The organism is Dyella sp. SG609, assembly GCF_012275375.1.
GTDB classification, from domain to species: Bacteria; Pseudomonadota; Gammaproteobacteria; order Xanthomonadales; family Rhodanobacteraceae; genus Dyella_D; species Dyella_D marensis.
The window spans coordinates 338112-350232 of the sequence record NZ_JAAZQJ010000002.1 but is presented as its reverse complement, the minus strand read 5'-3'; the positions used below and the strand labels follow the sequence as shown (position 1 = coordinate 350232).

17 protein-coding genes are annotated in these 12121 nt (G+C 64.2%); 11 read left to right on the top strand and 6 right to left on the bottom strand.

The window, feature by feature from the left end; translation table 11 throughout:
* Window positions 1–80 precede the first annotated feature (80 nt).
* On the top strand, window positions 81–569 hold the full coding sequence (locus FHW85_RS04845) for a nuclear transport factor 2 family protein (protein ID WP_208399863.1): 489 nt from the start codon (window positions 81–83) through the stop codon (window positions 567–569).
* A gap of 135 nt (window positions 570–704) precedes the next feature.
* Complete coding sequence (locus FHW85_RS04840; RefSeq protein ID WP_168647549.1) at window positions 705–1439, top strand: hypothetical protein; 735 nt, start codon at window positions 705–707, stop codon at window positions 1437–1439.
* Here FHW85_RS04840 and FHW85_RS04835 read toward each other — a convergent pair.
* The 4 genes from FHW85_RS04835 to FHW85_RS04820 form a co-directional block, all read right to left on the bottom strand.
* Window positions 1408–2133 carry a hypothetical protein gene (locus tag FHW85_RS04835; RefSeq protein ID WP_168647548.1) on the bottom strand — a complete coding sequence of 242 codons (726 nt, stop codon included), beginning with the start codon at window positions 2131–2133 and terminating at the stop codon, window positions 1408–1410. The genes FHW85_RS04840 and FHW85_RS04835 overlap by 32 nt on opposite strands.
* Window positions 2134–2232: 99 nt before the next feature.
* The gene (locus FHW85_RS04830; RefSeq protein ID WP_167257474.1) at window positions 2233–3423 is read right to left on the bottom strand and encodes an arabinose transporter; all 1191 of its coding nucleotides are present in this window, start codon (window positions 3421–3423) and stop codon (window positions 2233–2235) included.
* A 175-nt stretch (window positions 3424–3598) separates the two neighbouring features.
* Window positions 3599–3835 carry a hypothetical protein gene (locus FHW85_RS04825; RefSeq protein WP_168647547.1) on the bottom strand — a complete coding sequence of 79 codons (237 nt, stop codon included), beginning with the start codon at window positions 3833–3835 and terminating at the stop codon, window positions 3599–3601.
* Window positions 3836–3878: 43 nt separating this feature from the next.
* Window positions 3879–4532, bottom strand: coding sequence for an O-methyltransferase (locus FHW85_RS04820; protein ID WP_168647546.1), 654 nt, complete (start codon window positions 4530–4532; stop codon window positions 3879–3881).
* 91 nt (window positions 4533–4623) lie between these two features.
* On the opposite strand from FHW85_RS04820, the gene FHW85_RS04815 reads away from it, so the two are divergent.
* The 5 genes from FHW85_RS04815 to FHW85_RS04795 all read left to right on the top strand — a co-directional run bounded on the left by FHW85_RS04815 (window position 4624) and on the right by FHW85_RS04795 (window position 7930).
* A complete protein-coding gene (locus FHW85_RS04815; protein ID WP_167257471.1) occupies window positions 4624–5262 on the top strand; it encodes a TetR family transcriptional regulator in 639 nt (212 codons plus the stop codon).
* Between the two features lie 61 nt (window positions 5263–5323).
* Window positions 5324–5608, top strand: a complete 285-nt coding sequence (locus FHW85_RS04810) for a hypothetical protein (protein WP_168647545.1) — start codon at window positions 5324–5326, stop codon at window positions 5606–5608.
* A gap of 43 nt (window positions 5609–5651) precedes the next feature.
* Entirely contained in the window at window positions 5652–6137 is a 486-nt protein-coding gene (locus FHW85_RS04805) for a hypothetical protein (RefSeq protein WP_168647544.1), read from the top strand.
* Window positions 6138–6152: 15 nt separating this feature from the next.
* Complete coding sequence (locus FHW85_RS04800; RefSeq protein WP_168647543.1) at window positions 6153–6662, top strand: O-acetyl-ADP-ribose deacetylase; 510 nt, start codon at window positions 6153–6155, stop codon at window positions 6660–6662.
* Between the two features lie 104 nt (window positions 6663–6766).
* Window positions 6767–7930, top strand: coding sequence for an AAA family ATPase (locus FHW85_RS04795; RefSeq protein ID WP_168647542.1), 1164 nt, complete (start codon window positions 6767–6769; stop codon window positions 7928–7930).
* A 19-nt stretch (window positions 7931–7949) separates the two neighbouring features.
* On the opposite strand, the gene FHW85_RS04790 is transcribed toward FHW85_RS04795, so the two are convergent.
* Both FHW85_RS04790 and FHW85_RS04785 read right to left on the bottom strand, forming a co-directional pair.
* Window positions 7950–8234, bottom strand: a complete 285-nt coding sequence (locus FHW85_RS04790; RefSeq protein WP_167257467.1) for a HigA family addiction module antitoxin — start codon at window positions 8232–8234, stop codon at window positions 7950–7952.
* 9 nt (window positions 8235–8243) lie between these two features.
* A complete protein-coding gene (locus FHW85_RS04785) occupies window positions 8244–8522 on the bottom strand; it encodes a type II toxin-antitoxin system RelE/ParE family toxin (protein WP_168647541.1) in 279 nt (92 codons plus the stop codon).
* A 283-nt stretch (window positions 8523–8805) separates the two neighbouring features.
* Between FHW85_RS04785 and dbpA the strand changes: the two genes are divergently transcribed.
* The 4 genes from dbpA to FHW85_RS04765 all read left to right on the top strand — a co-directional run bounded on the left by dbpA (window position 8806) and on the right by FHW85_RS04765 (window position 12074).
* Window positions 8806–10185, top strand: coding sequence for an ATP-dependent RNA helicase DbpA (gene dbpA, locus FHW85_RS04780; RefSeq protein WP_168647540.1), 1380 nt, complete (start codon window positions 8806–8808; stop codon window positions 10183–10185).
* A 44-nt stretch (window positions 10186–10229) separates the two neighbouring features.
* The gene (locus FHW85_RS04775) at window positions 10230–11012 is read left to right on the top strand and encodes an ATP-grasp domain-containing protein (RefSeq protein ID WP_168647539.1); all 783 of its coding nucleotides are present in this window, start codon (window positions 10230–10232) and stop codon (window positions 11010–11012) included.
* Between the two features lie 83 nt (window positions 11013–11095).
* Window positions 11096–11752 (top strand): NADAR family protein, encoded by a 657-nt coding sequence (locus FHW85_RS04770; RefSeq protein WP_168647538.1) that lies wholly within the window; start codon window positions 11096–11098, stop codon window positions 11750–11752.
* Window positions 11753–11834: 82 nt separating this feature from the next.
* A complete protein-coding gene (locus tag FHW85_RS04765; protein ID WP_167257464.1) occupies window positions 11835–12074 on the top strand; it encodes a DUF333 domain-containing protein in 240 nt (79 codons plus the stop codon).
* Window positions 12075–12121: the final 47 nt, after the last annotated feature.

The window sequence follows — 12121 nt, the reverse complement described above, 5'->3', positions numbered from 1 at the left end:
GCGGGATGCCATCAGGCATGCTGTGCGGAAGGCCTCCAAGGCTTAGGCTTCAGGGGTCAACCGCCGACCAGGAGCGTTCCATGTTCGATATGCGCCGTCTTGCCCTTTGGCTGGTCCCGCTGTTCGTTGGCGGCGTTGTCCATGCCGCGACGCCCGCCGCCATTCCGCAAGGCGATGCGCTGGTGCGCACCGTCAACGAGCTCGATAAAAAAGTCTTCGATGCCTACAACAGCTGCGACCTGAAGACCTTCGGCGATTTCTTCAGCGCCGACATCGAGTTCTATCACGACAACGGCGGCCTGATGCTCGGCCGCGAACCGGTGGTCGAAGCCACCCGCCGCAATATCTGCCACAAGGTGCGGCGCGAGCTGGTCGGCACGCTGGAGGTGTATCCGATCAAGGATTACGGCGCGATCGAAACGGGCACGCACCGCTTCTGCCAGATCGGCGGCAAGACCTGCCAGGGCGAGGGCAAGTTCCTCCATATCTGGCGCTACCAGAACGGCCAGTGGCAGCTGACGCGCGTGGTCAGCTACGACCACCACAGCATCGAGAACGGCGGCAAATAAGCGCAACGCCGATTGGCTGAACGGCAACCCCCTTCGGCTGCCGTCGAGGGCCGGCCCGCCGGCGCCTTCACACTATGCTGTGCGAACATCGTCGATCGACCAGGGGGACCGGACTGGTGACCGAAGGGTGATCCCATGAGACTGTCTGGCGTAGGTGGTGGGCTGCTCGCGCTGCTTGCCTTGCTGTTCGTAGGGCTGCTGGTGGCCGTGGCGTTCTACACGGAAGCCGTCGCGCCCAAGGACCTGGCGACCTGGACGTTCCCCTTCGTGGGCACGCTGCTCGGCGCGATCCTCGCCTTCAAATACCAGGGCATCAACGAAGCCATGCGGCGCGAGGAGCTGCGCGCCGGCGCGATCAACCGCGCCATCCTGGTGCTGGTATCGCAGGCGCATTACCTCTCCACCGTGCAGGCCGAGCTGACCAAGGGCAAGGACACCTGGCACCAGATCTCCAACCTGCGCGCGTTTCCCAACCCGCCCAGCAGCCATGCGCGCCAGCGCGCGGAAGACCTGACTTTTCTGGTGGAGCGCGGCGATGCCCACCTGATCGTGCAGGTGGAAGCCGTGCAGCGCCGCTACGACGATTGCATTCTGCATCTCAATATCCGCAACGACCTGCTGTTCGAGATCGTGCATCCCATGGCGGCCCGCGCCGGCATCATGGGCAAGCCGATCACCATGGAGCAGTTCAAGCAGGCGCTTGGCGACATGCATTTCGCGCGCTGGGAAACCGCGGCGACCAACGTCTACCAGTCCATTCCCGCCACGCTGGAGGCCATGCCCAAGCTGGCCACGAAGCTGCGCGATGCGGGCGTGAAATGGTTTCCGCGGCGGAAATTCATCGAGCGGATTGATATTCCGGTTGGCTGATCGCGCCGCCCGGCGTTTTTCCGCCCTGCGCCAGGCACAGATCCTTGGGTTTCCACGGCGGATTGCGCATGACCGCGGGCTGCGCGGCGTCGTGCAGCACCAGCACCAGTGCGCGGCGCGTCGTATCTCCCGCGCCATAGAGTTTCATCGGCACGCCGGCGGCGACGGCGCTGCCTTCGCCCGCCTGCAGGGTCTGCGTGCCATCCGGCGTTTCCAGGCATTGCGCGCCTTCGACGACATAGAAGACTTCCGGGCCGGGATGGCTATGCGGCAGTGAATCCATGGTGGCGTCGGTGGTGGCGACCATATAAGTCGCCGTCTGCACGCCGTCGGTCGGCGGCGTGAACGGGCCGATCGTGGCGACGTGCCGGCCGCCTTCCGGGCGCCAGCTTTCTTCGGCGATGGTCAGCAGCCACACCTGCCCGAAGGCTTCGATCACGCTGCCGTTCCTGCCGCGCGCCGTGCGCGCCGCCCTGGCATCGGCGAAGGTATCGAGATGCCAGTACAGCGGCCCGGCCGGAGGATCGGCCATCGACTCCTGCGCGACGATATAGCAACCGGTATCACCCACCTTGTGCGTGCCCAGCGGCTGGCAGCCGTTCGGCACCATGGAGCGGTGGTCGTGCTGCGCCACGCATGGCGTGGCGGCGAGCGCCGCGAGGGCGAGGGCGGCGAGGCGGAGGTTTCGTGGCATCGGTGCACTCCTTGGCGTGGCGCGAAACGCACCGATGCTAGCCCGCTGCAGGCAGCATCCGGTATCGACCGAATGGCCAGCGCGCCGTGGTGGCTTTTGTCATCTTTCCAGCGCGACGGCACGTGCGTGGCGGAGACTTGCCGCGATCAGCAAGCCGATGCCTGCCGCCACGCCGCCGATCAGGAACACGCTGCCGTATCCCGCCCGGTCGGCCAGTAATCCGGCCAACGGGCCGGTGAGGCCGTAAGCGGCATCCTGGAATGCCGCAAAACCGCCCAGGGCCGTGCCGCGCAGATGAGGTTCCACCAGCTGCACCACTTCGCGCCCCATCGCCGGAAAGATCATCGAGCAGCCCAGTCCGGTAAGGAAGGCGCCGGCAAAGGCGAGCGCGGGATCGTGCGCGCCCCAGATCAGCACCTGCCCGACGGCTTCGATGGCCAGCGAGCCGATCGCCACGCGCAGGCCGCCCATGCGGTCCGGCAGATGGCCGAAGCACACGCGCATCAGCACGAAGCCGGTGCCGAAGGCGGTCAGTCCGAGTCCCGCATAGCTCCATTGCCGGTCGAGGAAGTACAGCGTGAAAAATGCGCCGATCGCGGCAAAGCCGATGCCTTGCAGGCAGACGATGGAGCCGTGCAGCCAGATCCGGCTCATCACGCTGAGGAACGAAGGGCGGCTGGTATCCGGATGCGCCGGTACGCCGTCGATAAAGGCGATGGCCAGCAATCCCAGGCATGGCAGCACGGCGCTGATCGCCATCGCGCCGGCAAAGCCGATACGGCCGAGCAGCGCCACGCCGATGGGCCCGCCCACCGCCAGCGCGCCGTAGATGGCCGCGCCGATCAGGGCGAGCACGCGGCCGGAGCGGGCAGGGCCGGCGATGCCGATGCCCCAGGCCACGATGCCGACGCCGACCAGACTTTCGCCGAGCCCGACCAGCAAGCGCCCCGCGAGCAGGCCTGCATAGGCGATCCATGCCGACGGCAAGGAAACGTCGGCGATCAGCGAAACCAGCGCGCCAGCCATATAGAAGGCCAGGCCGCGTCCCACCGCGAGCTTGGCGCCACGGCGATCCGAGATGCCGCCGGCATAGCCGCGCGTGGCGATGGTGGCGAGAAACGCAATGCCGATGCCGAGGCCGGCCCAGGCATTGCCGAGTTGCAGCCGGGTGGTGACGTAGACCGGCACGATGGGCAGGGCGATGCCGATGCACAGGTAGGAAATAAACAGAATGGCGGTCAGCAGAAGGAGGCGGCCCTGTGCGGGGTCGCGTGCGGGAGTGGAAGTCATGGGTGTTCCGGGCGTTGGGTCGGCGGCCCGGTATGCTGCTTCGAGCCGGTCGGTGAGATAGGTGCGCCGCGCGTCATCCTGGGGTAGGCCATGATCCAGCGGCGGTAGCGTTTGGTTTCAGCGAAGCGCAGATCGCTCTGGCGTCCATCACGCGTTGACGCCACTGGATCCCGGCCTACGCCGGGATGACGCCATAGGGGCTGTGATCGACGGTCGGTACCTTGTCGGCTTCGTCCAGCACCCGCTCGAGGAACGCAATGACGATATCCCCACGATCGTCTGTTCCCAGCTCATAAGCCGTCCTGCCGTAAGGCGAAATGGGCGTCCGGAAGAACCACTCCCAGATCGCCTCGCGGTCGGGCTCGACTTGTTCCGCCAGAGCAAGGATATGCAGCAGCAGACTGTTGCTCATGGTTGTCCTCCGCGGCCGTGTTCTAAGGCCGGTCAGTGCTCCATCAGCCGAGCCGCATCGACAGCTCGACGTCTTCCGCGAACGGCACCGACATGTACCCGCTGGCCGGGGCGCGCACGCGTTCCAGGTATTCCGGGCTGTAGTCGGCGTTGTCCGCCACCACCAGGGCGCCGGGGCGCAGGCGGCTTTCCAGCAGGGCGAGTACGTCCGGATAGAGCGCCTTGGCGCCATCGAGCAGCACGAGGTCGATCGCATCGGGCAGGCCGGTGCGGAGCGTCGTCAGCGCGTCGCCTTCGCGGATCTCCACCAGGTCGATCACGCCGCCGGCCTTCAGGTGCTCGCGCGCCCGCGCCACCTTGGCCGGCTCGAACTCGGTGGTGATCAGGCGGCCGCCGCCGTTGTCGCGCAAGGCCGCGGCCATGTGCAGGGTGGAAATGCCGAACGAGGTGCCGAATTCGACGATGGTCTTCGCGCGGGTGCTGCGCGCCAGCATGTAGAGCAGTTGCGCCGTTTCGCGCGACACGGGAAGCCACAAATCCTTCATGCGTTCATAAAGATCGCGATACTCGGTCTTGCTGTGCATCAGCCGGTTCAGTTCCTCGCGCGGGAAATCGGACCAGTTCGGGCTGTTCGCCTGGGACTGCGCGAACAGGTCGTCCAGCAGCGGGGCAAGCGGGGCAGTGGTGAGGGTGCTCATGGGTTTTCTCCGGTACTTGCGTGGGTATTGCGGGGCCGGATTAGAATGCGAGTAATTCGTCAGTTTTCCTATTCGCATTGCCGGAGCGGCCATGAGCGAACCCAAGAACCCCAGGATTTCCTCGCGAAAACAGCCCAAACAGGCCCGCTCGAACGAGCTGGTGGCGGCCATTCTCGAAGCGGCTGCTCAGGTTCTGGCGAAGGAGGGCGCGCACCGCTTCACCACGGCGCGGGTGGCCGAGAAGGCAGGTGTCAGCATCGGCTCGCTTTACCAGTATTTCCCGAACAAGGCAGCGATCCTGTTCCGGCTGCAGAGCGACGAATGGCAGCAGACCACGGGCTTGCTGCACCAGATATTGCAGGACAAGAGCAGGGCGCCGCTCGATCGTCTGCGCGCCCTGATCCACGCCTTTATCCGCTCCGAATGCGAGGAGGCCGCGATGCGCGTGGCGCTGAGCGACGCCGCGCCGCTTTATCGCGATGCGCCGGAGGCGAAGGAGGTGAAGGCTTCCGGAGAGAGGGCGATGCAGGCGTTCATGCGGGAGGTGTTGCCTGAGACGCCTAAGGCTAAGAGGGAGTTGGCGGGGGAGCTGGTGAAGGCGACGATGAGTGCGGTGGGGAAGGAGTTTTCGGAGAGTCCGCGGACGGAACATGAGATCAAGGCATATGCGGATGCCATGGCGGATATGTTTTGCGCTTATCTTGAGCGACTCGGTGCCACATCCCAGTGAGCTTTTGGCGCCACAGGGCCGTCATAGATATGGCAAGTCCATTCATCGCAATGAGGGCAAAATGTTCGCGGTCATCCTGATCACCTTCCTGCTTGCTGCCCTATGGCTCCCTTCGGCCGTCGTACTCGTTTTCGTCGGACGGGTTTCGCTTGCAGGCATGCTTCGAAAAGCCTGGCGCGTATGGGCGGGGCAGGTGGCGCTGGCGGCAACGCTTATCTACCTCGCCGATACCTTGAGTCTTGCTAACCCTGCAGGCTATACCGCGGCCATATGCTTTGGTCTCGGTGGGGGCGCGGCAGGGTATTTTTGGCTTGCCCTGCGCCACCAGCGCGCAGGTGTGAATTGAATGGATATATCGGCGAATCGATACGGACAGCGCAGGGGGCGATTTGAACAGCAGCTTCGCCAGGTCTTCGATCCTTGGCCTTTTTTGCGCGGCCCTTGTGTGGTGCCCGCGCGTGTCGGCTATGCCGAAGGACACGTTATGCCCTCATCTGCGCGCATTCGTGGTTTCGGTGCGGGCGAAAGAAACCCGCAAGTTCGAATTCCACACATCCTGGGGTGGTCCCTTCAAAGGCATGAAGGAGAACGCGTTCTCAGCCAAGTATTGCGACCATGATGGCTACGCCCCTGCCAAGGCGGCATGCGATGACCTGATGGCGCGTGGCGATGTCGAGTTCGCCGGCAATAACGCCCTTCTGGCGATGGCTTGCCTGTCGCCTGGCACGCGCTTTGGCTGGGGCACCGACTTGAGCCGCATCGACCTGACATTCGGCTACGTAGCGACCCGTCGCGACCGCGATGTCACCATCCGGTTTGATCGGGATGATCAGGTCGGCGGCATGGTGCTGTCCGTCGCGGTGAGCGCTTATTGAGCAGGGAGTTACCCGATGACCTCCGTTCTCCGCGCCATCCGCGCCGACATCACCACCCTCGACGTCGATGCTATCGTCAATGCTGCCAATTCCTCCCTGCTCGGTGGCGGAGGTGTGGATGGCGCCATTCACCGGGCGGCCGGGCCCGAGCTGGTGCATGAATGCCGCCTGCTGGGCGGCTGCAAGACCGGCGATGCGAAGATCACCAAGGGCTACCGCCTGTCCGCAAGGCATATCGTCCATACCGTAGGGCCGGTCTGGCGTGGCGGCGGGGAAGGGGAGGCGGCTCTGCTGGCTTCCTGCTATCGGCGTTCGATCCAACTGGCGATAGAGCATAGCGCCGGGACGCTGGCGTTTCCCAGCATCAGCACCGGCATCTATGGCTACCCGATCGAACTAGCAGCGGGTGTTGCGGTTGCGACGGTGCGTGCGACCTTGGGTGAGACGCAAGCGATACGGGAAGTGATCTTTTGCTGCTTCTCGCCCCATGATCTTGCGATATACGAAGAGGCGCTCGCGTCATAGGCCTTATGGGCGCCTGCTTTTTTTGACGCTGTCTCATGAAGTGAGCCAACAGCCACGGAAGCTCCCGGCATCCCGCGCAGGCGGGCCCTCGCCTGGACGCACCCATGATCAACACCCTGGCCGTCGCCAACTACCGCTCCCTGCGCTCGCTCACCATCCCGCTCGGCCGGCTCAATCTCATCACAGGTGCCAACGGCAGCGGCAAGTCCAACCTCTACCGCGCCCTGCGCCTGCTGGCGGAAACCGCGCATGGCGGCGTGGTGAGCGCGCTGGCGCGTGAGGGTGGTTTGTCGTCCACCTTGTGGGCGGGGCCGGAGAAGATCACGCGCCGCATGATTACCGGCGAGATACCGATCCAGGGGCTGCCGCGGCAGGAGCCGGTGGCGCTCAAGCTGGGTTTTGCCGGTGATGATTTTGGCTATGCCATCGACCTGGGCCTGCCTGTGCCGGCCGGCGCATCGGTTTTTCAGTTCGATCCGGAAATCAAGCGCGAAGCTATCTGGGCAGGGCCTTTCCTGCGGCCAGCCAACGTACTGATCGATCGCCGCGGCGCGCTGGCCCGCACCAAGGAGGGCCGCAACTGGCGCGTGATGGCCGAACATCTGAACGTATTCGAGAGCCTGTTTGCCCAGCTGGCCGACGCCGAGCGTGCGCCCGAAGCGATGGTGATGCGCGAGAGAATCCGCCAATGGCGCTTCTACGATCATTTCCGTTCCGACCGCGATGCTCCCGCACGCATGACCCCCTTGGGTACGCGCACGCCGGTGCTCAGCCACGACGGTGGCGATCTGGCGGCGGCCTGGCAGACCATCGTCGAGATCGGCGATACGCGGGCGCTGGCCGCGGCGGTGGAAGATGCCTTTCCGGGCGGCTCCGTCCATGTCGAGACCGGCGGTGGCCGCTTCAATCTGCTGTTCTCGCAGCACGGCCTGCTGCGTCCGCTCTCCGCTGCCGAACTCTCCGACGGCACGCTGCGCTACCTGCTCTGGATCGCCGCCCTGCACACCCCCAGGCCGCCTCCGCTGATGGTGCTGAACGAGCCGGAGACCAGCCTGCATCCGGATCTGCTGCCGGCCTTGGCGAGGCTGATCGTGCAGGCTTCGAAGCGCAGCCAGGTATGGGTGGTGTCGCACGCGGGGCGCTTGATCGCAGCGCTGGAGGATGCGCCGGGTTGCAACGTGGTGGCGCTGGAGAAGAACCTGAGCCAGACGCGGGTGGTGGGGCTGAGGGAGTTGGACGAGCCGGCTTGGTATTGGCCGGAGAGGTGACGGCGATGCCGCCAGCCGCTCAGGCAGCCGCCGGCGGAAACGGCACGATCTTCGGACGCTTCTTGCGCCGCGCCTCCCACAGGTCGAACTGAGCCTGCATCGTCGTCCACATTTCCGCGCTGGTGCCGAGCGCCGCTTCCAGGCGCAGGGCCATGTCGGCGGAGATGCCGTTGCGGCCGTTGAGGATGCGGGAGAGGGAAACCCGCGTGATGCCAAGGCGCTCAGCCGCCTCCGTGACCGAAAGTTCGCCGAGGTATTCACGCAGTACTTCACCGGGATGGGCGGGGTTGTGCATGCGGGACATGATGTTTCCTCAGTGATAGTCCTGATAGTCCACCAGGATGGCGTTCTTGCCTTCGAAGGCGAAGGTCAGCCGCCAGTTGCCGTTGACCTTGACCGACCAAAGCCCTGCGAACTCGCCTTTCAGCGGATGAAGCTCCCAGCCTGGCGCCCCCATGTCGGAGGGCGCGACGGCTGCATCCAGCGCTGTAAGCAGGATGCGCAGGCGCGATCGGTGATGCGCCTGGATGCCTGCGATCGAGCCGGTCTCATAGAATTTCCTTACGCCCTTGTGGCGAAAACTCCTGATCATCTGCCTGCCCCAGAGACTGGTTGAGCCCGTGCATGAGGCTTTGGGGCCTCATTACGCCATGTCGATAGCCTGGCGATCACGGATGGACGATCGATGCGTACTGTATAGCATCGATATACAGCGATCAATGTCGCTTCATCCACAAGTTTTGCAAATTTGGCGGGCGTCTCTGGGCAGGACTACATAAAAAGGCGTTCCCCTACGCAAGCCGGGAGTCCGCCGACAGCAGGAGTTTCCTGGCGCTAGGACATGTCTTATGGGGCTGCCCGTGCGATCATGCCGCATGACCGCTTTCACCACGCTCCCCCTCAAGCCCGCCTTGCTCGCCAGCGTCCAGGCGCTGGGCTACGACGAGATGACCCCGATCCAGGCGCAGAGCCTGCCGCCCATGCTGGAGGGGCGCGACGTGATCGCCCAGGCGCAGACCGGCAGCGGCAAGACCGCCGCCTTCGGCCTCAGCCTGCTGCAGTCGCTGAGCGTGGAGACGATCCGCCTGCAGGCGCTTGTGCTGTGTCCGACGCGCGAGCTGGCCGACCAGGTCAGCAAGTCCATCCGCAAGCTCGCCGCCAATATCCCCAACGTCAAGCTGCTGACCCTGTGCGGCGGCATGCCGCTGGGGCCGCAGCTGGCTTCGCTCACGCACGATCCGCACATCGTGGTCGGCACGCCGGGCCGCGTGCAGGAACACCTCAAGCGCGGCAGCCTGCATGGCGGCGGCATCCAGGTGCTGGTGCTGGACGAGGCGGACCGCATGCTGGACATGGGCTTCAGCGAGGCCATCGACGATATCGTCGGGCGCATCGCCAAGCACCATCAGACGCTGTTGTTCTCCGCCACTTATCCGGAAGACATCCGCGAGGTGAGCCGGCGCCTGCAGCGCGATCCGGTCGAGATCACGGTGGCGGCGCCGGCCGATACCAAGCCCGCTATCGAGCAGCGCTTCGTCGAGGTGGATCCTGCGCGCAAGCTCGATGCGCTGGCGCAATTGCTTACCGGCGAACGCGGCCAGCATGCGCTGGTGTTCTGCAATATGCGCCGCGATGTCGATGCCGTGGCCTTGGAGCTGGACCAGCGCGGCTTCTCCGCACTCGCCCTGCACGGCGACATGGAACAGCGCGACCGCGACGAAGTGCTCGTGCAATTCGCCAACCGCAGCTGCGCCGTGCTGGTGGCCACCGACGTGGCCGCGCGCGGACTCGACATTACCGCCTTGCCGCTGGTGGTGAGCTACGACATCGCGCACGATCCCGATACGCATACCCATCGCATCGGCCGCACCGGCCGCGCAGGGCAGACCGGCCTGGCGATCACGCTGTGCACGCCGCGCGAGAAGCCCAAGGCCGACAATATCGAGCAGGTGCTCGGCCAGCCGCTGGCGTGGCATGCGCTCAAGCTTTCGGCGCCGCGCGGAAAGACCTTGAACCTGGCGCCGATGAAAACGCTGGTGATCGATGCGGGGCGGCAGGACAAGCTTCGTCCTGGCGATATCCTCGGTGCGCTTACGGGAGACGCCGGCCTGAAGGCGGACGACGTCGGCAAGATCGATGTGTTTGCCACCCGGGCCTACGTCGCTGTAAGTCGATCCCTGGCGAGCAAGGCGCTGGAGCGTCTGCGCGCGGGCAAGATCAAGGGACGTAATTTTCGGGTGCGGACGCTGGGTTAAGTCGCTGAATTTGAGGCTTCCTCGGGCTCAGGGAGAGGGGACCCATGCATCTGCTGTTTCCTTCTGATCCATTCGATAAGCGTGTTCCGGATGCGGAGTACGCGGACGAATACCGTGCGATGCAGGAGGCCGGCCTGGCCTGTTCGCTGTTTTCGTCGCTGGACTTCGACCAGGGCGTTTTCAAGCTATGGCAGCCCTGGCCTGATGGAGAGCCGGTTCTATATCGAGGCTGGATGCTTACTGTCGGTGACTATGCGCGCCTGTGTGAAGCCATTCGAGCCAAAGGCGGGATTTCGGTGACGACTCCTGAGCAGTATCGCCTTTGCCATCACCTGCCAGAGTGGTATCAGCAGTGCGAGGGTTTTACCCCGGAGACGATATTCGTATCGAGGGATGCCGATTTTGCTGCGGCGGTTTCTGGCCACGCGTGGCCCGCGTACTTTGTCAAAGACTACGTCAAGTCTCTTACGACCATGCGCGGATCAGTGGCAGCCACTGCCGCGGAGATCGGTGAGATCGTGCAGCTTATCGAGCAATACCGTGGGCAGATCGAGGGCGGCGTTTGCATACGCAAGTACGAGCAGCTGAAGCCTGATACTGAAGAGCGATACTTCGTTTTTCGCGGACAGGGTTATTCAAGGGAAGGAGAAGTGCCGGATATCGTACGGAGCCTGGCGGGGCTTATAGAAAGTCCGTTCTTTTCTGTGGATATAGTCGAAGCTACCGAGGGTGGATCCAGGCTCATAGAGCTGGGGGACGGACAGGTGTCGTCACGCAAGAAATGGCCATTGGAGGCATTCGTTTCTCTAATGGCCAAGGGGGTATAAGGAGTGACGATGCTCCAGGCCCTTAATTAACGGGATGTCAGGCGTTAGCTCCTCCGGCGCAGGGCGAACAGGCGAGAGCATCGATGGTCGACATATTCTTCTACGAAACGGACAAACCCTACGGCTGTTTTTCCAACTTCTCCAGGCATTCGGTTCTTATCGAGGGCCGCGTCTGGTCGACGACGGAGCATTTCTTCCAGGCGGCCAAATTCTCCGACGCAGCCGACGTCGATGCCGTGGCCGATGCCAGGACACCGTTCCTGGCCGCGCAGCTGGGGCGTGAGCGCCATCGTTCTTTCAGGCCGGAATGGAATGTGTTGCGCGATGGCGTGATGCTGAAAGCGTTGCGCGCAAAGTTCGAGCAGCATCCTGCACTTGCCGCGGCACTGGCCTCTACGGGGAGTGCCACGCTGGTCGAACATACGAAGAACGATCGCTATTGGGCCGATGGCGGCGACGGCAGCGGCAGGAACCGGCTTGGGGAGTTGCTCGAACAGGTTCGAGCGGAGCTGGCGCCATGGCCGGTACCGTTTCAGGTGCCGCCGTGGCTGGCGCATCCGGATATCGAGCCATCGGATATGTTCTGGCGGATGGGGCGGGGCGAGGATGTCCTGAGTCGGGCGCAAAGGTTCCATACTTCGCTGGCTGGCGAAGCCAAGCTTCATTTCGATGCTTATTTCCCGGTTCCAGTCATGTGGCAGCTCGCATGGCCGGATTCGGAGGTCAGGTCGGGAGCATGAGGCCACGGATACACGCCAAGGGTGTTCCGCCAAGCCTCACCGCCGTAGACTCCGCCAACCATCCTCCCAGGGGCATCGGGCCATGAAGCTGCTCATTCTCGCGACTTTCGCCGGCTTGCTTGCCGCATGCGCCTCGCAACGGGAACCGGCAACCCCGCCACGCTCCGCGCAGATGGCCAACCCCGCCTCCGTCTACTGCCAGCAGCTCGGCGGCAAGCTGGACATCGCCAAAGGCAAGGACGGTGGGGAAACGGGTTATTGCACCTTGCCCGGCGGTGAGCGGATCGAAGAGTGGGAGCTCTTCCGCCGGGACCACAAGTAGTTCGCAGGCAGCAGACAGCAAAGACCTACCGCCCTTCCAACGGACTC